Consider the following 20,583-nt stretch of genomic DNA (forward strand, 5'->3'; position numbering starts at 1 on the left):
TGAGCCCGGTAAAATACCGAACTCATACCAGCCGATTAGCTGCATAAATTAAACTCTAACTTTAAGGGGTCACTACCGAGGGTAGCTTTTTCTTATGCCATTGTTGTAGAGTTCATTGCTTCTTCAATTTTGTCCCAAGAAAGGTTCATAGCTGCTGCTACACCTTGTCCGTAAGCTGGGTCTGCTTTGTAGCAGTGGATGATGTGACGAATCTTAATGAATTCTTCTACGCCTTCCATGTTACGAGCAGTGTTTTCGAATAACACTTGTTGTTGCTCTGGGCTCATTAGGTTGAATAACTTACCTGGTTGCTCGAAGTAGTTGTCATCATCCTCGCGAAAATCCCAGTTAGTAGCTGGTCCACTAATTGGAAGAGCTGGCTCTCTGAATTGAGGAGCTTCTTTCCATTCACCATAGCTGTTTGGCTCGTAAGTCATTGTGCCGCCTCTGTTGCCGTCTACACGCATAGCACCATCGCGGTGGAATGAGTGTACTGGGCACTTAGGTTGGTTAACTGGGATTTGGTGGTGGTTAACGCCTAAACGGTAACGAGCTGCATCTCCATAAGAGAATAGACGACCTTGTAGCATTCTGTCAGGAGAGAAGCTGATTCCTGGTACTACGTTAGCTGGTGTGAAAGATGCTTGTTCAACTTCAGCGAAGTAGTTTTCTGGGTTACGGTTTAATTCGAATTCACCAACTGGAATTAGTGGGAAGTCTTTTTTATACCAAACTTTTGTTAGATCAAATGGGTTGTAAGGCATGTTGTTCGCTTGCTCTTCAGTCATCACTTGGATGTACATTTTCCATTTAGGGAAGTTACCAGCTTCAATTGCTTCGTAAAGGTCACGTTGGTGGCTTTCACGGTCAGTTGCAATGATTTCAGCTGCTTCTTGGTCTGTAAGGTTTTCGATACCTTGTTCAGATCTTAGGTGGAATTTCACCCATACACGCTCGCCTTCAGCATTGATCATAGAGAATGTATGGCTTCCGAATCCGTGCATAGTACGGTAAGATTTAGGGATACCACGATCACTCATTACGATTGTAATTTGGTGAAGTGCTTCTGGAAGTGAAGTCCAGAAATCCCAGTTGCTATTTGGATTACGTAAGTTTGTACGTGGGTCACGTTTGATAGCATGGTTTAAGTCTGGGAATTTTAATGGATCACGGAAGAAGAATACTGGTGTGTTGTTACCAACTAAATCCCAGTTACCTTGTTCTGTGTAGAAACGCATTGCAAATCCACGAATATCACGTTCTGCATCAGCTGCTCCGCGCTCACCAGCTACTGTAGAGAATCGAACAAACATATCTGTCTTTTTGCCGATTTCAGAGAATAATGCCGCGCTTGTATATTTTGTGATGTCGTGAGTTACAGTGAAAGTACCGTAAGCTCCTGATCCTTTTGCGTGCATACGACGCTCTGGAATTACTTCACGATCGAAATGAGCTAGTTTCTCAATTAACCAAATATCTTGAAGTAATAGTGGGCCTCTTGCGCCAGCTGATTGTGAATTTTGGTTGTCTACTACCGGCGCACCAGCAGCAGTTGTCATGAATTTATTTTGCTTCTCTGACATTCTTATTCCCCCTAGATTAGAATTATTATAATACAAGACTTATTATATCAAAGAGGTTTCTAGAATGCTAGATTGAATAGAAATTTTTATTAAAAATATAATAATTTTTGAACGATTGTTGACATTATAAAATCCTTCAAAACCTTGGAATGAAAGGGTTTTTATTATATTAATAAATCAAATAGTGTGCTATCATTGTTTACTACTTTATAAGAAAAGCCATTCTCATTCAGTCTGGCTAGTAGAGAAGGATAATCCTCCTTAGCCTTTAATTCAATCCCTACCAAAGCAGGTCCGCTTTCTTTATTATTCTTCTTTGTATATTCAAATGTCGTAATATCATCGTCAGGTCCAAGCACCTTATCAAGGAATTGTCTTAGCGCTCCAGCCCGCTGCGGGAAATTGACGATAAAGTAATAAAGTAAGCCTTCATGTATTAAAGACTTTTCCTTTATCTCTTGCATCCTACCAATGTCGTTATTCCCACCACTGATAATACAAACAATCGTTTTTCCTTTGATTTCTTCCTTGTAAAAATCCAATGCAGCAACTGAAAGGGCACCAGCAGGCTCTGCAATAATCGCATGCTTGTTATAAAGGTTGAGAATGGTCGTACAAACCTTGCCCTCTGGAACTAGGACGATGTCATCCACATAATTTTCTGCGATTTGGTGAGTTAGCTGGCCAACACATTTTACTGCTGCACCATCCACAAACTTATCAATTTCGTCTAAAGCGATTGGCCCTTTATTCGCAAGTGCCGCTTTCATACTCCCTGCACCCTGAGGCTCCACACCAATAATCTTGGTAGCAGGGGAGAGGTTTTTTATATAAGAAGAAACTCCTGCAATAAGACCGCCACCTCCGACACTCGCAAATACATAATCTAATGGCTCCTCAATGTCCTGCATTATTTCTACGGCTACTGTTCCTTGTCCCGCAATGATCTCATGGTCGTCAAATGGGTGAATAAATGCATGATTCTCATTCTCAGCGAATTCTATCGCACTTTTTGCTGAATCATCAAAGGTGTCACCGGTCAATAAAATCTCCACAAACTGTCTTCCAAACATCCGCACCTGATCAATTTTTTGCTTGGGAGTAGTAAGAGGCATAAAGATTTTTCCGTAAATCCCTAGTTGGGCACATGCATAGGCAACGCCCTGTGCATGGTTTCCTGCACTAGCACAGACCACACCGTTCTGCTTTGCAATTGCTTCGATCGATTTAATCTTATAGTAAGCCCCACGTAGCTTAAAGGAACGGACATGCTGCAAGTCCTCTCTTTTAAAATAAATAGAAGCGCCATACTTTTCGGATAGATAATCATTTTTCTGAAGTGGAGTGTGAACAACCACCTCTTTTAATAATTGATGTGCAATCAGCACATGCTCTAGCTGAAGAGTCTTCTCTGTTAGCTGCGTCATCAAGCAAACCTCCCGTGTTCAAGTAATTTATACATTTTAGCACACTACATCAATAAATTACTACCTTCTATTCGGATGATTCGAAATTATTTAACAATTAATTGTGAGGGTTGAAGACTGTCTTAGAATTAGAGTGAGGCACCGAGTAGAGACCACTTTCGGAGGGCGGGGGATGGAGTTGCTCTCGGATAGCCAACATATACTCTCGGTTAGGCAAGCAGCTGCAACTGGATATCCGTTACTCTCAGTTAGCGCTCGGTTACTCTCGTTTAAGGTGACTTTATTCTTATTGGAGCCGACTTTACTCTCGGATGGGCCGCTAATACTCTCATTCGAGCCGTTTACTCTCGTTCGCAGGATATTTATTCTCGGATGGCCAGCATTTACTCTCACTCAGGCAAGCCGTTTGTCCCCGGATATCCGTTACTCTCAGTTAGCGCTCGGTTACTCTCGTTTAAGGTGACTTTATTCTCGTTGGAGCCGACTTTACTCTCGGATGGGCCGCTAATACTCTCATTCGAGTCGTTTACTCTTGGTTAAGGGATATTTACTCTCGGATAGCCAACATTTACTCTCACCGAAGCAAGCGGCTGCAACTGGATATCCGCTACTCTCGGTTAGCGCTCGGTTCCTCTCGTTCGAGGTGACTTTATTCTCATTGGAGCTGACTTTACTCTCAGATAGAAAACCAATACTCTCATTCAATCCGTTTATTCTCGGTCGTGAAAGATTTACTCTCGGATAGCCAACGTTTACTCTCACTCAGCAAGCTGCTCGGTTACTCTCCTTAACAACGGGGCAACTCTAAAAAAGTAGATTGATAACTTAGAACATTTTTAATTGACATTAATGTTAAAAACGAACATAATATGTTCATAGTTAACAAAATGTTGGTAAGAGAGGAAGATTAATCTTGCAACCAGCCGTTCGTAAAAAACGCATTATGGAGGAGCTCGCTCTATCCGGAAAAGTGGAGATTTTAGATTTAGTAAATTTACTAGATGTTTCAGCGATGACGATCCGACGAGATCTCGATGAGCTTGAAAAACAGAAGAAGCTTATTCGCACGCACGGTGGTGCTGCGTTACCACAAGCGATTATTGGAGAGCAATCCTATGAAGAAAAGCTTTCTGCTGCGCATCCACAAAAGCAGGAAATAGCGAAGATTGCTGCAAGCCTGGTCAAGGATGGTATGAGGATCCTTTTGGATTCAGGTACCACCACGCTAGAAATTGCTAAGCTACTGAAGACAAAGACAAACTTAACAATTGTAACGAATGATATCAAAATAGCTGCCGAGCTTATTGACAGTAAGGTAGAGGTTATCTTACTTGGAGGTAAGTTACAAAACGGGGTAGGGGCAGTGCTAGGCTCTTATACAGAAGAAATGCTTCGCAATATACATGTCGATATTTTATTTCTAGGGGCTCATGCAGTGCATGACAAGCTGGGGATTACTTCTGCAACCTTTGAAAAGGCCACTGTAAAGAAGAGAATGATAGAAGCTAGTGAAATCGTATATTTGACGGTAGATTCTCAAAAGTTTGGGAAGAAGGCATTTGCGAAAATCGCAGATATAGATTCTATTACGGGAATTATTACAGACCATCTGATCACAAAAGAGGATGAAGCTATTTATAAGGAAAAATCTCCGTTTATAAAGGGGGGAAAATAATGAAGGTTGGAATTATCGCGGATGATTTGACAGGAGCAAATGCTACTGGGGTACGTCTAGCGAAGAATGGCTTTACATGTGCGACGGTCGTTTTTGGCGGAGATGTGCCTGATTCCGGTCAGTTTACATCTATCAGTATCGATACGGATAGCAGATACTGTCCTCCAGTGGATGCTGCATCTCGTGTAGTTAGTGCATATCAAAAGCTATCTCGCTGGGGAGCAGATGTGATTGGAAAAAGAATCGACAGCACGGTTAGAGGAAATCTAGGAGTGGAAACAGACGTTTTGCTCCAAGCAATGGGCGATAAGAGTATCGCGGTAGTTGTTGCATCATATCCTGATTCTGGTCGAGTTGTTTCGGGTGGTTATTTACTGGTAGACGGGGTGCCAGTAGAAGCAACGGATGTTGCGAAGGATCCTATGAACCCAATAACCAAATCCCATGTTCCTACTATTATGCAGGAGCAAAGCGAACTTCCGGTTTCTCATATTGGACTTGGCACTGTGTTAAAAGGTCTGCCAACTATACTCGAGGAACTAATCAAACAAGTAGAAGCTGGAAATAGAGTAATTGTGGTAGATGCGGTTACAAATGAAGAAATCGAGCATATTGCAGAAGCGATGTCTTCTATTAAAGATTATCAGTTTGTGCCAGTCGATCCTGGTCCACTTTCAGCTGCATATGGAAGAGTGATGGCTCAACAATATGTCCCAACGAATAAAATCATCGTTACAGTTGGGAGTATCACACCACTTACCGGCAGACAGCTAAACTATTTAATAGATAAAAAGAATGTGAAACCTGTATATGTGAAGGCGGCAGCATTAGCCTCCGTTACTTCCTCATGGGAAGAGGAGATAGAGCGAGCAACCAAGGAGGCCTTACAGAGGCTGGACGAAGAAGAAATTCTGATTATCACGACTTATGCTCCGGGAATGGAGAAGCTAAATCTTTCTGAAATTGCTTTACGAGAAGGGGTGACCGAGGAAAAGCTTGCGAAGCGATTGACACATGGACTTGCATCGGTTACCAATCAAGTAATCCAGCAAACGAACTATAAGATTGATGGAACCTTTTCGAGTGGGGGAGACGTAACAGCGGCACTTTGTGCAGTAAGTAATGCCAAAGCCATTGCCCTCCAGGACGAGGTGCTACCACTAGCAGCCTATGGACATTTTATCGGTGGTACATTTGATGGGATTGCTGTCATTACAAAGGGCGGCATGGTCGGAGATAAGTATTCTATCTATAAATGTGTAAGATTTTTAACAAATCAAATGGAAGAGGAAGTGCATGTACGATGACAACTAGAGAGATTATTGCCATACCAATGGGAGATGCTGCAGGAATTGGACCAGAGATTACGGTTAAATCATTAGCAAAAGAAGAAATTTATGCAATGTGTAAGCCGCTCGTTATTGGCGACGCAAAAATTATCAAAAAAGCAATTGAAGTTACAGAGGTTCCTTTAACGGTAAATGTGGTTGCGTCACCTTCAGAAGGGAAGTATGAATTTGGTTCCATTGATGTCATTGATTTAGACAATATCGATCTTGATGTATTTGAACCGGGCCAAGTCTCTGCACAAAACGGGAAAGCATCGTTTGCTTATATTAAACATTCCGTGGAGTTAGCAATGGCTGGGGAAGTAAAGGCACTTGCGACTACGCCTATCAATAAAGAATCGTTAAAAGCAGGAGAAGTTCCGTATATCGGGCACACAGAGATGCTGGAGGACCTAGGGGGAGCTCCGGATCCATTAACGATGTTCCAAGTTCATGGATTACGTATTTTCTTCTTAACTCGCCATGTATCTGTTGCAGAGGCGATTACGCAAATGACAAAAGAAAGAGTACATGATTACTTAATTCGTTGTGATAAAGCACTTCAACGTCTTGGTGTGGAGAGTAGAAAGCTAGCAGTTGCAGGACTTAATCCTCACTCAGGTGAAGGTGGTCTGTTCGGAATGGAAGAAGTAGAAGAAATCAAACCAGGGGTAGAGCTTGCAAAAGCAGATGGAATTGATGTCTACGGTCCAGTTCCAGCTGACTCTGTATTCTTCCAAGCGTTAAACGGAAAATATGATGCTGTGCTTTCCTTATATCATGACCAAGGACATATCGCTGCGAAAATGACAGATTTCCACCGTACCATCTCTATCACAAATGGACTGCCGTTCCTTAGAACTTCTGTAGACCATGGTACAGCGTTTGATATTGCGTGGAAAAATATCGCATCAGAAGTGAGCATGTATGAATGCATCAAGCTCGCTGCTGAGTATGCGCCGAAGTTTACAAGAGAATCACTTTAAGTTTGATTAATGTAGAAAAGGGCCTCGTCCCTTTTCTATTTAATATAATTTATTGAAAGGGGTTTCAAGAATGAGTTTAGAAATGCAAATGGTTTTAGGCTTAGTCATTGGTATTGCTGTGTTAATTTTATTAGTTTTGAAAACAAAGATTCATGCTTTTTTAGCACTCATCATTGCAGCTTCCATTACTGGCCTTGTTGGTGGGATGGATCCATTAAAAGTAGGAAATTCTATTACCTCAGGGTTTGGTAGTACTCTAGCATCCATTGGTATCGTTGTTGGATTCGGAGTTATGATGGGAAGAATTTTGGAGGTTACAGGAGCGGCAGAGAAGCTAGCCTATTCCTTGATTCGAATAGTAGGAAAGAAAAAAGAAGAGTGGGCAATGGCAATTGCCGGATACATAGTTTCTATCCCTATTTTCGTAGATTCAGCTTTTGTTATTTTAAATCCACTTGTGAAATCTTTATCTCGTAAAACTGGGAAATCGGTTGTGACTCTAGGGATTGCTCTAGCAATTGGGCTAGCTGCAACGCACCATGCAGTACCACCTACTCCAGGTCCTTTAGGGGTTGCTGGTATTTTTAACGTAGACATTGGTCAAATGATTTTCTGGGGATTAATCTTTGCCATTCCAATTATTATTGTTGGTGTACTGTATGCACAATGGATTGGGAAAAGAATTTATCAAGTGCCGGAAGAAGAGGGAGAGGGCTTTGTACGCGGGAAATACTCCGATAATGTATACAAAGACTTTTTAGCAGCATCTTCGGAAAGAGAAAAAGAGCTGCCAAGCTTATTCTTATCCTTGTTGCCAATTTTGCTTCCAATTATCTTAATATTCTTAAATACTACTATTTCTGCACTAGAGCTTTCTGGTGGAGCATGGGATTATATCCTTTTCTTAGGACAACCAATTATCGCACTTGCACTTGGTTTAGTAGCTGCGATTTATGGCTTAGCAAACCGTATGAAAAAAGAAGAAGCGCTTGAACGTATGGAAGAGGGGATGACAACAGCTGGTATCATCCTTTTAGTAACAGGTGCTGGTGGAGCGTTAGGTACAGTTCTGCGTGATAGTGGAACAGGTGATTACCTAGCTGAAATCATTGCCGAGTTACCGCTTCCGGCTGTACTTATACCATTTTTTATCGCTTCCATTGTTCGTTTGATACAAGGTAGTGGGACTGTTGCAATGATTACAGCTGCATCCATCTCTGCACCGATTCTTGTAAATATGGATGTAAATATGGCACTAGCTGCACAAGCTGCAGCACTCGGTGCGATGCTATTCTCTTATTTCAACGACTCATTATTCTGGGTAGTGAATAGAATGCTAGGAATCACGAAATTAAAAGAGCAAATCTTAGTTTGGTCTGTACCGACAACGATTGCGTGGGGAACATCCCTAGTAATGATTATTATTGCGAATGCAATTGTTGGTTAAATATATGATTAGTAGAGAAGACCGCCAATTTGGCGGTTTTTTTCTTCCGACATACATGGAGTATTTGCCTTTATGTCTAATGAAAAATGTATATTTATGTTAAAAAATAAGGTAATATTATGTAATAATGGTTAAAAAGGAAAGAGGGAGAGACTATTTATAAATAACTTTAAGAAATGGATCATTGCTTCCTTAATTTTAGGCCTTGTTGGATTTGTAGCAGTGTTTTTTATAGAAGACTTTGCGAGAATTTCTGGTGAATTGAATAGAAGCTTCTTGTTCATCGGAACTCTTCTAATCTTTGTTATATTAATATCTTCTTTTATTAGTCTTCTGAAAGCAAATTCAAATAGAATTAAAAAGGAGTTAGTTATCTCCGCTATTTTTGGTGTGATCCCATTTACGGCGTTAGTCTTAAATGGATTAATCTTTGTTGTGTACTTTGTTGGAAAATAGCATAGGGAGGAAGGGAATTCATAACATGACTCATACAAAGAATGTAGAAAAGGTAATAAAAGAATTAGGTGATCTCCATTTAGTAGGATTTCATGTCGTCTGTGAAGGGGATCAATATCCAGTAGAGATACCAAAAGCAGCAGCTATACTAAAGGATAGAACGTCTGAAATTAAAAATACGATGCATGCAGGTAATCAAGTAGGTGCATTTATAGTGGATGCACCATCAGAAAAAGAAGATGGCTATTGGGTTTGTGTACAGGTGTCTGAATATTTCGATATTCCGGAGGGGATGGTTACGCTTACGATACCTTCACAAAAGTATGCAACTATTATACACGATGGACCAAATTATGAAATCATGAACAGCTACGAAACGTTACATCAATGGATAGCCGACAATAATTTGAAACGTGTAACGACAAAATGGAGCTTAGAATTTTATCAAAGACCAGAAAATACTCCAGCAGATGTTTTAGTGGAGCTATGTGATCCTATTTATTAAATAGTATCTATCAGGAGAGAATGTTCCTACTGAATAATGATAAATGGTTAGCCTTTTTTTTCATCGGAATAATTGCTTACACGGTGTTGATGATTTATTTTTTTGAAGATGCGCCAATCATTGCGGGACAAATAAATAATAGTGTCATTATTGGGTTATTGATTATTTTATTAATGAAAGTAAAAAAATAACATTACTTATTTAAGTGGATGTAAAGAAGCCATTAGCGTCCTTAGGAACGTTTTTTGCTATAAACAAATGGTAGTACTCTTTGAAAACGAAGGTGAAATGATGGATAAACATTTATTTCTTTTTGGAGGCGGTCCTCCATTCACAGGTAAGATGGCTAAGCAGTTTGTAATAAAAGCATCGGCCCAGAATACTCCTGTCTCCATTTTATTTGTAGAAAGGGAAGGATGGGAACAATACATGCCAACATATACACAAGAATTGGAGGAATTAGGATTAACTGATTTCTACTATCTACCCCTTCCTTCAACCCCAATAGAAAAGGTGGTAGATTGTTTAAAAAATAGTTCAGGAATTATTATTGGCGGAGGGAATACAAATTTATATGCTGACTATATTGTGGATACTGCTATATCCAATACTATAAAAGAAAGCTATGAATTAGGAATCCCTGTTGCCGGGTTTTCGGCAGGTGCTTTAATATGTTCGGAGCATTGTATTATTTCCCCTAAAGATAACGAACAAAACGAAACTCAATACAGAAAGGGATTGGGATTAATAGCTGAAGTATTGATAGCTGTACACTTTTCCCAATGGAATGATGAAAATCATTTAAGGAACGCAGTTAATAAATTTAAAGATCATCGTAATTATGGCATCGATGAGAACACTTGTGTTTATCTCTTAAATGGATATCTTGAAGCTACAGAAGGAAATGGCGTCTATAGTATAGAGAACGACAACATTAGAAGGATAAATTAATGGAACGGTACAATTTATTGAGATGAGGTTATTCATGTTGAGTAATGCAATCGCGTTAATTAAGCAGGCAAACATAATGGAGAATGGGGATGTATTATGCAAAAATTAAAGCGTCTCATCTTACCGGTTGTCCTACTGCTTGTTGCTGGTATTCTTCTAATGTCTTTAAAATCTGATTACCATGGTGAAATAGGCAATTTATCACAAAGCAAATTTATTCTATTTCCCTTAAAAGTAAACCCAGAAGAAGAACTTTTCACTCCGGAAGTATACTTTTCAAATGATACGGAAGTGACAGGTCTCACTTGGTTAGGCGGGAGTGCAGAAGAGCTATATAATGGAATGATTGTGAAGGTATGGGTGAGTGAAAAAAACGGAAAAGAGTATGCTCGTAAAATTAAGGTGATAAATAGATGAATCTTAGTAAGACGCCATGCTAGGGCGTCTTTTTTATTTGCCGATAAATAAAGAATACACATTGAAAAAGCAGACTTGTGAATAGAGATAAGTTTATCGTTCGTCATGACGGGAATAACTCACGTTGTAAGTATCCTGCAAGAAGGAATAAACTTTTCTAGAGAAAAGGAGATATGAAGATGCCAATTAAAGTAGCAGCAATCATTGGAAGCAATCGAAAGGAATCCTATAACCGTAAGTTGGTCGAATATATGAAAAGCCGATATGCAGATAAACTCGATATCGAACTCGTGTCTATTCAAGAGGTGGAAATATTTAATTCAGACATAGAGGATAAGCCTCCAGCGGGTGCTCAGGAATTTAAAAATAAGGTTGGCAATGCAGATGCAGTGCTTTTTGCCGTACCAGAATACAATTTCTCGATTCCAGGAGTGTTAAAAAATGCAATCGACTGGCTTTCCAGGAGTGGAAATGAGCTAGTGGATAAACCGACCTTCATCGTAGGTTCCTCTATGGGAAACCTAGGTAGTGTTAGAGCGCAGCAACACCTTCGAGAAATTTTATCAAACCCTGCTCTTCTGCCAAGGCTCTTGCCAGCGAATGAGGTATACATCGGTTCTATCCATACAAAGCTGAATGACCAAGGAGAACTTACAGATGAAAGCACGATTATGTTCTTGGATCAGGTGGTTGCCAATTTTGTGACCTTCTATAAAAAATGGATATAAGGTAAAAGTACATGGATACCCACTCCATGTACTTATTCTATTGATACTGATTTAACCTCGAAAAGAATTGCACGGTAAATGCATGAAAAACCTTTTCTGATGGAGAAAGGTCTCTCGTTAACGGCCTAATCATCCCGACTGTTCTTCTAATTGGTGGACTTGAAATTGGAACTTTTGTTGTAAATCTAGGAATGGAATCATAGAACGTGCTCTCTGGCAAAATACTTACCCCGATGCCTGCAGCTACAAGCCCTTTGATTGCATCCATGTCCTCTCCCTCGGAGGCATTTTTAGGTGTAAATCCAACAGAATGGCAGGCGTCCACGATGGTTTTGTGTAAAATATAGCCTTCTGGAAATAAAACAAAGTCCTCTTCTCGAAAGTCAATAAGTGGTACGGATGGTCGCTTAGAAAAAGGGTGTGAAGAAGGAACGAGTGCTGAAAAATTCTCCGTAAATAGAATCGTTGTATCGATCGTATGATCCTTAGGGGGAAGCGGTCCTAAGAAGGCGAGATTCAATTCTCTATTTTTCACTGCATCGATAAGCTGCTCATAGGAGCCCTGCTTTAAATGGAATGCTACATCCGGGTGCTCCTTTCGAAAAGCAGAGACGACCGTTGGTAACAGATGACCGGCCAAGCTTGTCGGAAATCCGATTTTGATTGTCCCTTTCTCAGGATCTAAATATTCATCAATCTGCTTTTTGGCATAATCAATTGCCTGTAGCGCGGAAATGCTATGCTCTAAGAAAATCTTCCCTATAGGTGTCAGCTTTACATTTCTGCCAATTCGTTCAAAAAGCTCCACTCCCAGCTCCTCCTCTAAGTTAGAAATCTGTCTACTGACTGCCGACTGAGCCACGTGTAAATGGACAGCAGCATCAGAAATATGCTCCCTTTCTGCTACCTCTATAAAGTATCGTAACTGCCTGATTTCCATGGTTTCCTCCTAACCTATCTCATTATTAGATGAATTATATCCAAATTATATATTGTTTATATTATTTTGGAAACCTACAATATTCCTAAGACACTTTTTTAGAAGATGGAGGTTTTACACATGACATTTCATAAGTTACCAGAAGCCCAAGGAATGTATAACCCGGCATTCGAGCATGACGCATGTGGGATAGGTTTATATGCAAATATAAAAGGTGCTGCTTCACATGATGTAGTCAAAAAGGGATTAGAAATGTTATGTCGCCTGGACCATCGAGCTGGCAGGGGAAGTGATGGCAAAACAGGGGACGGAGCAGGACTAATGGTTCAAATACCGGATGTTTTCTTCCGTGTAGTTTGCAGTGAGTGGCATCTACCTGAAAAAGGTCAATATGCAGTAGGAATGTTATTTTTTACAGAAGACCAAGATGAACGAGAAGCGATCGAGCAAAAAATAAATGATACAATTTCACTGGAAGGGCAAGAGCTACTGGGTTGGAGAACCGTACCAACCGATGCAAGCATACTTAGTAAAGCATCTAGAGAAACTGCTCCAGTGGTTAGACAGGTATTTATTAAACGGACAGAAAATTTAGATTATCAGTCATTTGAAAGAAAACTATATGTGATTAGAAAACAGGTAGAGCATTGGGCAAAGCAGGAAGGTAAAAAATTCTATTGCTCCAGTCTCTCCAGTCAAACAATCGTCTTTAAAGGAATGCTAACACCAGCGGAAGTGGACCAGTTCTACTTAGATTTACAGGATGAGCTGTTTACCTCTGCATTTTCACTTGTGCATTCAAGGTATAGCACAAATACTTTCCCTAGCTGGGAGAGAGCACACCCGAACAGATATATCGTGCATAACGGGGAAATCAACACGCTTCGAGGTAATGTGAACTGGATGAAGGCGAGAGAGCAGCAGTTTATTTCTGAAGCATTTGGAGATGACCTAGAGAAGCTACTTCCTATTATTGATTCGAACGGAAGCGATTCCTCCATGCTGGACAACGCTTTTGAATTCTTTGTGTTAGCTGGTAGAAGTCCTGCTCATACAGCAATGATGATGATTCCTGAACCATGGAGTGAAAATCCACATATAAGCGAAGAAAAAAAGGCATTTTATAAATATCATAGTAGCTTAATGGAGCCTTGGGATGGACCAACTGCTATCTCTTTCACTAACGGGAAGCAAATTGGTGCGATTTTAGATAGAAACGGTCTCCGTCCAGCACGTTATTATGTGACAAAGGACGATATGATTATTTTCTCCTCTGAGGTAGGGGTTGTCGACATCGAGGAAGAGAATATTTTATATAAGGAAAGACTTAGCCCTGGAAGAATGCTGCTGATTGATTTAGAGCAAGGGAGAATTATTTCTGATGAGGAAATAAAAACAGAAATGGCACTTGCTCGGCCATATGCAGAATGGTTAGAGGATAACCTCACTTCAGTAAAAGTATCAAAAGAAAAGGAAGAAAGACCGGACGATCTTTTATTCCGTCAAAAATCTTTTGGATATACGTACGAGGATATTCATAAATATATGCTTCCGCTCGCGAAGGAAGGGAAGGATCCGATCGGTTCGATGGGGAATGATACACCACTTGCAGTGCTATCAGACCGACCGCAATCGTTATTTACGTATTTTAAGCAGCTGTTTGCACAGGTTACCAATCCGCCAATTGACTCTATCAGAGAGCATATTGTGACGTCTACGATGACGATGCTAGGAGCAGAGGGTGATCTTTTACAGCCAGGGGTGCAAAATAGCAAGCGAATTTATTTAGACCATCCAATCCTGACAAATGGTCAACTAGAGGAAATACTTCTAATGAAGGATTTTCCATCAGCAACTATATCGATAAAGATGTCCGAAGATTTAAAAAATGATTTAGATAGATTATCCCAACAAGCAGATAGATTCATAGAAGAGGGCATCTCTTTACTTGTTCTTTCGGATAAGCTGGAGGGCAGTAGACCAACCATTCCTGTTCTATTAGCTGCTAGTCATTTACACCAGCACCTTCTTCGTACAGGAAATAGGACGAAGGTTAGCATCCTTGTAGAATCTGGAGAGGCTAGAGAGGTACACCATTTTGCAGCATTAATCGGTTATGGTGCAGATGCGGTAATTCCTTACTTGGCATATGCAACTCTCTCTGAGGCTATTGCAGATGGACATCTGGACGGTAGCTACGAGGAAGTGGTGAAAAAGTACAGCAAGGGTATTGCAGATGGAGTAGTAAAGGTCATGTCCAAAATGGGTATCTCAACGATTCAGAGTTACCGTGGTGCACAAATCTTTGAAGCTGTCGGTATAGGGAAGGAAGTCATTGATCTTTATTTCACAGGAACCATCTCCCAGCTTGGAGGAATAGACCTTCAAACAATACGAGAAGAGGCCTACAGACGCTATGCTTTAGCGCTTGAGTCCTCGAAGGATTCTCTGGACTCGGGCAGTGACTTCCAGTGGAGAAGCAACGGAGAACATCATGCCTTTCATCCGAAGACCATCCATACTCTTCAATGGGCAACGAGAAGAGGAGACTTTGGGTTATATAGACAATATGCAGAGATGGCGAACGAGGAACGAGTTGGCTTCCTGCGCAACCTGTTAACCTTTAAGGAAAATAAAAAGAGTATTCCGCTTAATGAAGTGGAATCCGTGGACTCCATCGTGAAGAGATTTAAGACAGGGGCAATGTCCTTTGGTTCTCTCAGCAAGGAGGCACATGAGACACTTGCCATTGCAATGAACAGACTTGGAGGCAAAAGCAATAGTGGAGAGGGTGGAGAAGATCCTGCCCGCTATCAGCCAGATTCAAATGGTGATAGTCGAAGAAGCTCGATTAAGCAAATAGCCTCAGGACGTTTTGGCGTGAACAGCCATTACTTAGTTGAGGCAAATGAGCTACAGATTAAGATGGCGCAAGGGGCAAAGCCTGGAGAAGGCGGGCAGCTCCCAGGGAACAAGGTATATCCGTGGGTGGCAGATGTGCGAGGATCTACTACAGGAGTAGGACTCATTTCACCGCCGCCACATCATGATATCTATTCCATTGAGGATATGGCACAGCTGATTCATGACTTGAAAAATGCGAACAGAGCAGCAAGGATCAGCGTGAAGCTTGTTGCCAAGTCTGGTGTTGGGACTATAGCAGCGGGAGTTGCAAAAGGCGCAGCAGATGTTATTGTCATCAGCGGCTATGACGGAGGCACAGGAGCGTCTCCGAAAACGAGTATCAAGCATACTGGATTACCTTGGGAGCTAGGACTGGCAGAGGCTCATCAAACACTGATGCTAAATGGCTTAAGAGAAAAGGTTGTTCTAGAGACAGACGGCAAGCTGATGACCGGTAAGGATGTCGTGATGGCTGCATTACTTGGAGCGGAGGAGTTTGGCTTTGCTACTGCCCCACTGATTGTTATGGGCTGTGTCATGATGAGAGCCTGTCACTTGGATACTTGTCCAGTGGGGATTGCCACACAAAACCCAGAGCTGCGTGATAAATTCACAGGAGCTGCGGACCATGTGGTCAACTTCATGCGATTCGTTGCAGAAGAGGTTCGAGAATACATGGCGAAGCTTGGCTTCCGAACAGTGGAGGAAATGGTCGGTAGAACAGATGTGTTAGAGGTGAGTGAAAGAGCGAAGGCACACTGGAAGGCAAAGCAATTAGACTTGTCACCGCTTCTTTATCAGATAGAGGGACAAAGAACAAAAGCTGTTTCACAAAATCACCAGCTTGAAAAGTCATTGGATATGCGCGTTCTTTTACCTAAAGTCCAAAAGGCGATTGAACAGGAGACAAAGGTGGACCTTCAGCTTCGAATCGCAAATACAGACCGGGTAGTAGGCACCATCATCGGTAGTGAAATCTCTAAGAGATATGGAGCGAGGGGCTTATCAGAAGATACAATCACCCTACGCTTTAAAGGAGCGGCTGGTCAAAGCTTTGGGGCATTTGCTCCAAGAGGGATGACGATGTATGTAGACGGCGACGTCAATGACTATTTTGGAAAAGGCTTGTCTGGAGGAAAGCTGGCTGCCACTTCTCCATTGAAAGGGAAAGCAGAGCAAAATGTGATAGCAGGAAATGTTGCGCTATACGGTGCGACAGGAGGCACAGCTTTTATTAACGGAAGAGCTGGAGAACGTTTTGGTGTACGAAATAGTGGAGCAGATGTGGTGGTCGAAGGAATCGGGGATCATGGCTGTGAGTATATGACTGGCGGAAGAGTTGTCATTTTAGGAGAAGTAGGGAAGAACTTTGGCGCCGGGATGTCTGGAGGAATTGCTTATATTCTAATGGAGGACATAGAGGAATTAAAGCATCTATGCAATAAAGAAATGATTGGCTTCGAACGTATCGAAACGAGAGACGAAAAGCATGCTGTACGCCAATTAATCATGGATCATTATTACTACACGCAGAGTACAAAAGCGATGGAGATACTAGATAATTGGGCAGTGGCTGTAAAGAGCTTCGTCAAGGTTGTACCGAACGATTATAAGATGATGTTAGAAAAAATCACCTCCTATAAGGAGAGCGGACTGACAGATGAAGAGGCAGCAATGCAAGCCTTCCTACTGACCTCTACAAAGCAGGAGAAAAAGCAAGAGCTGATTGGAAAGAAATAGAGAGGAGGACTCTTACATGGGTAAACCAACTGGATTTATGGAATATGAAAGAGAAAAAGGAAAAGAAGAAGCTCCTCTGAAACGATTAAAAAAATGGGGGGAGTATGCCAATCGATTAACCGATGACGCATTAAGCAGACAGGGTGCCCGCTGCATGGATTGTGGCACGCCCTTCTGCCATATGGGAATCGAAATTCGTGGGACTTCCGCTGGCTGTCCAATTAATAATCTTATTCCAGAATGGAACGACCTGGTATATAAGGGGAAATGGCAGGAGGCACTGGAACGTCTCATGCTAACCAATAACTTCCCAGAGTTTACAGGAAGAGTATGCCCTGCACCTTGCGAGGGATCCTGTACGCTTGCTATTTCGGAACCAGCAGTCTCTATTAAAAACATTGAATGTGCAATCATTGATAAGGCATTTGAAAACGGATGGATTCAGCCTAGAATTCCATCCCAAAGAACTGGCAAGCGAATCGCCATTATCGGTTCAGGCCCAGCTGGTTTGGCATGTGCGGATGATTTAAACCAAGCGGGACATTCGGTGACGGTTTTTGAAAGAGCAGACCGAGCTGGCGGACTCATGATGTATGGAATTCCAAACATGAAGCTGGAGAAGGACGTAGTGGAAAGAAGAATTCAGCTTCTCCAGCAAGAGGGAATCGACTTTGTATTAAATACAGAGGTAGGAAAGGATATTACTGCCGACGAATTAAAGCAAACGTATGACGCTGTTGTCTTATGTATTGGTGCCCAAAAGCAGCGTGCACTTCATATGGAAGGCAGCGATGCAAAAGGTGTCCATCTTGCAATGGAATATCTGACAACCACAACTAAGAGCCTACTAGATTCTAATTTTGAAGATAAACAATTTATCGATACAAAAGGCAAGGACGTTATCGTCATTGGTGGTGGAGATACAGGAGCAGACTGCGTAGCAACGGCTGTCCGCCAAAAATGTAAAAGTGTCGTACAGTTCGGGAAGCACCCACAGCTACCTTTTACACGAGCAGAGGATAACCAGTGGCCAACGGATCCCAACGTATTTAAGCTAGAGTACGCCTATGAAGAAGCACTGGCTAAGTTCGGAAAGGATCCAAGAGAATACTTGATCCAAACGAAAAAGATGGTTGCAGATGAAAAAGGCAATCTAAAAGAGCTGCATACGATTCAAATGGAAAAGGTGCTAGGGGAGGATGGGTTTCATTTCTTCAAAGAAATCCCTGGAACCGAAAAAGTATGGCCGGCACAATATGTCTTTGTGGCAATCGGCTTCGAAGGTCCAGAAACTACGCTAGCGGAGCAGTTTGGTGTGAATGTCGTAAATAGAAAGCTTCATGCGAATGCGAAGGATTTCTCTACTAATGTGGAAGGTGTCTTTACAGCTGGAGACGCTAGAAGAGGGCAAAGCCTCATCGTCTGGGCAATCAAAGAAGGCCAAGAAGCCGCAAAGAAAGTAAACGACTATGTGATGAAGAAAGCTTTAACACATTAAAAAAATGCGAAACCGGTTTTCGGTTTCGCATTTTGTATTTCTAATTCTATTCGTAGTTTGAGATGTAATTGCTTTCTTCAAATATTTCCTTTGGGCTTTTGGAGGTCCATTCTTCTACTGTCGAATTGGGATGCAACTCTAAATAGGATCTGATTATTTTATAGCCTTCGCTATATCCGTAATTAGCAGGTAATCCTTTATAGCCTCCAAGTATAAAATCATTTGAACGACCACTTTCAAGATATGTTTCGATCGTATTCCAATAGTCTTTGTTATAGCTCTCGTCTACAATAGAAGCAGCACTATTTACCTTTGGGTATACTAAGGTTTCAAACATCACTGCTTGCCCTTCCATTATTATACCATCTAATAATGTATGAAAATATTCGTCTGTATAATGCTTTTCAGTCCAAACACTATGATGATATTCATGGGCAAGGCCCCACCTGCTATTGTCTTCAAAATGACTTGAATAGTAAAAAGAACGAGGATAATAATCATCATCAGGACCAAGTAATAATACGATAATTTTCCCCAATCCAATGAGCATCATATCAGATGGAAACCTCTCATCTTGAGGAAATACACAAACTGTTGTTTTCTCCTCTGACGGTAGAATATCTGATGATTTGATAAGAGATTCTTCGAATATATTATTGAGATGTTTTAGATCAACTGCTTCAATTTGTTTTCTAATATTTTCATATTTACTTTCTTCCGGAACCCACTCAAATACACTAAATCTATAACTATCACTTTTAAAACATGCATCAAAAACGGGGTCACTAATCAACTGTTGAAATAATTGGTGTGGTGATTCATCGGGATATTCCTCTAGAGCTTTAAAATAGTCATCATACAGCTTATAAGCATGAAGGATAGCGAACTCTTGACCAGTATTTGGGTTTGTAAAAGAATAAGTGATATCCTGTAGGTTATTTTCCGTATTTGATTCTCCATTGGGTGGTTCATTTTCCGAAGTAATATCTTCAGCTATTTGTTCACTTTTCATCTTTGTATCTTCTTTCGCTTGTTCTGTTTCCTCACAGGCTGATAAAACAAGTATTAATAGTAGAATAAAAACCAGATTTATAGCTTTATTTGTGATATTCATGTCCATAATCTCCTTTTTCAACTATTAGTTCTATCTCCAGTGGTCACTGGCCATGCAGTTCCCCAATCATAACCGAGAGTAAAGTAACCCTAACCGAGAATAAATCTTGCTTGAACGAGAGTAACTGGCCTAAATGAGAGTAAAAGTGGTCTATCCGAGAATATTGTTTGGCTGAACGAGAATAAGCCTTACTTATCCGAGAGTATTGCCCGGCTATCCGAGAGTAACGCCTCAACCAATAGCCAAGTGATTATTGACCAAGCCTTTCCACCAATCATACCCAGAATAAAATACCTTTACCCGAGAACAAATTCTGGTTGAACGAGAGTTTATCTACCTATACTTTCCAATTATTATAAAAGTTTCATTATATATTATTTTTTATTAGTACTTTTGATAAGTTAGAAGGAATAAATTGGATTTTACCGTATTATATAAATATGGTGTTTTTAACAAAATAAAATCCTGAATTGAGTGGATAAATGAAACCTATTTTACTTTTTATATTGCTACTGAATTGTCTAGTGCTTATTGTTGTCGGCTTTTATTTTCGAAAAAAGAAAAACAGAAAATTAGAAGGCACTACATCCATCGTAGTGGGAATACTAGGAGCTTTGTTTGGGCTGGGATATCACTTTTTTAAAATCTTATAGAAAGAGGAGAAAACATGGAATGTATAGGATTCACGTATCTAAAGCGTTTAAAGGTGCTATAAAAGGAGCCTTTTGGGGATGTATTGCCCTAACATTTCAGATCCTCTTTATGTTAGGTAGTTTTCTATTTAAAATTTATCTTTTAGATTACAGATTTGAAGATGGAGAATTACATCTACCAATAGAAGCTTATATGAATGAAATAATCTCCTGAATGAAGAAAGTGGGCTA

The 20,583-nt window shown here is 40.8% G+C and carries 16 protein-coding genes; 12 read left to right on the forward strand and 4 right to left on the reverse strand.

The window, feature by feature from the left end; translation table 11 throughout:
* Positions 1–92 precede the first annotated feature (92 nt).
* Together AC1VU3_RS02550 and ilvA are read right to left on the reverse strand one after the other, a co-directional pair.
* Positions 93–1,583 carry a catalase gene (locus AC1VU3_RS02550; protein ID WP_480387741.1) on the reverse strand — a complete coding sequence of 497 codons (1,491 nt, stop codon included), beginning with the start codon at positions 1,581–1,583 and terminating at the stop codon, positions 93–95.
* Between the two features lie 164 nt (positions 1,584–1,747).
* On the reverse strand, positions 1,748–3,010 hold the full coding sequence (gene ilvA, locus AC1VU3_RS02555) for a threonine ammonia-lyase IlvA (protein WP_480387742.1): 1,263 nt from the start codon (positions 3,008–3,010) through the stop codon (positions 1,748–1,750).
* A 913-nt stretch (positions 3,011–3,923) separates the two neighbouring features.
* Here ilvA and AC1VU3_RS02560 point away from each other — a divergent pair.
* The 9 genes from AC1VU3_RS02560 (at position 3,924) to AC1VU3_RS02600 (ending at position 11,503) form a co-directional block, all read left to right on the forward strand.
* Positions 3,924–4,685: a DeoR/GlpR family DNA-binding transcription regulator gene (locus tag AC1VU3_RS02560; RefSeq protein ID WP_482982642.1), complete on the forward strand. Its 762-nt coding sequence runs from the start codon at positions 3,924–3,926 to the stop codon at positions 4,683–4,685.
* Positions 4,685–5,992 carry a four-carbon acid sugar kinase family protein gene (locus AC1VU3_RS02565; RefSeq protein WP_482982643.1) on the forward strand — a complete coding sequence of 436 codons (1,308 nt, stop codon included), beginning with the start codon at positions 4,685–4,687 and terminating at the stop codon, positions 5,990–5,992. Before AC1VU3_RS02560 ends, AC1VU3_RS02565 begins: the two co-directional genes overlap by 1 nt.
* On the forward strand, positions 5,989–6,999 hold the full coding sequence (gene pdxA, locus AC1VU3_RS02570; RefSeq protein WP_482982644.1) for a 4-hydroxythreonine-4-phosphate dehydrogenase PdxA: 1,011 nt from the start codon (positions 5,989–5,991) through the stop codon (positions 6,997–6,999). The genes AC1VU3_RS02565 and pdxA overlap by 4 nt, the downstream gene beginning before the upstream one ends.
* A gap of 70 nt (positions 7,000–7,069) precedes the next feature.
* Positions 7,070–8,446 (forward strand): GntP family permease, encoded by a 1,377-nt coding sequence (locus AC1VU3_RS02575; RefSeq protein WP_482982645.1) that lies wholly within the window; start codon positions 7,070–7,072, stop codon positions 8,444–8,446.
* A gap of 481 nt (positions 8,447–8,927) precedes the next feature.
* Positions 8,928–9,407 (forward strand): GyrI-like domain-containing protein, encoded by a 480-nt coding sequence (locus AC1VU3_RS02580; RefSeq protein ID WP_480387748.1) that lies wholly within the window; start codon positions 8,928–8,930, stop codon positions 9,405–9,407.
* Between the two features lie 20 nt (positions 9,408–9,427).
* Positions 9,428–9,598, forward strand: coding sequence for a hypothetical protein (locus AC1VU3_RS02585; RefSeq protein WP_480387749.1), 171 nt, complete (start codon positions 9,428–9,430; stop codon positions 9,596–9,598).
* A gap of 100 nt (positions 9,599–9,698) precedes the next feature.
* A complete protein-coding gene (locus AC1VU3_RS02590; RefSeq protein WP_482982646.1) occupies positions 9,699–10,358 on the forward strand; it encodes a Type 1 glutamine amidotransferase-like domain-containing protein in 660 nt (219 codons plus the stop codon).
* Positions 10,359–10,454: 96 nt separating this feature from the next.
* Entirely contained in the window at positions 10,455–10,775 is a 321-nt protein-coding gene (locus tag AC1VU3_RS02595) for a hypothetical protein (RefSeq protein WP_482982647.1), read from the forward strand.
* Positions 10,776–10,954: 179 nt separating this feature from the next.
* A complete protein-coding gene (locus tag AC1VU3_RS02600) occupies positions 10,955–11,503 on the forward strand; it encodes an NADPH-dependent FMN reductase (RefSeq protein WP_480387752.1) in 549 nt (182 codons plus the stop codon).
* 37 nt (positions 11,504–11,540) lie between these two features.
* Here AC1VU3_RS02600 and gltC read toward each other — a convergent pair whose 3' ends face one another.
* Entirely contained in the window at positions 11,541–12,443 is a 903-nt protein-coding gene (gene gltC, locus AC1VU3_RS02605; protein ID WP_480387753.1) for a glutamate biosynthesis transcriptional regulator GltC, read from the reverse strand.
* A 120-nt stretch (positions 12,444–12,563) separates the two neighbouring features.
* On the opposite strand from gltC, the gene gltB reads away from it, so the two are divergent.
* Positions 12,564–17,087 (forward strand): glutamate synthase large subunit, encoded by a 4,524-nt coding sequence (gene gltB / locus AC1VU3_RS02610; protein WP_482982648.1) that lies wholly within the window; start codon positions 12,564–12,566, stop codon positions 17,085–17,087.
* Between the two features lie 16 nt (positions 17,088–17,103).
* Complete coding sequence (locus AC1VU3_RS02615) at positions 17,104–18,585, forward strand: glutamate synthase subunit beta (RefSeq protein WP_482982649.1); 1,482 nt, start codon at positions 17,104–17,106, stop codon at positions 18,583–18,585.
* A gap of 46 nt (positions 18,586–18,631) precedes the next feature.
* On the opposite strand, the gene AC1VU3_RS02620 is transcribed toward AC1VU3_RS02615, so the two are convergent.
* The gene (locus AC1VU3_RS02620; RefSeq protein WP_482982650.1) at positions 18,632–19,699 is read right to left on the reverse strand and encodes a DUF2268 domain-containing putative Zn-dependent protease; all 1,068 of its coding nucleotides are present in this window, start codon (positions 19,697–19,699) and stop codon (positions 18,632–18,634) included.
* Positions 19,700–20,317: 618 nt separating this feature from the next.
* On the opposite strand from AC1VU3_RS02620, the gene AC1VU3_RS02625 reads away from it, so the two are divergent.
* On the forward strand, positions 20,318–20,566 hold the full coding sequence (locus tag AC1VU3_RS02625) for a hypothetical protein (RefSeq protein ID WP_482982651.1): 249 nt from the start codon (positions 20,318–20,320) through the stop codon (positions 20,564–20,566).
* Positions 20,567–20,583: the final 17 nt, after the last annotated feature.

This window comes from Psychrobacillus sp. Z16_25 (assembly GCF_056856695.1).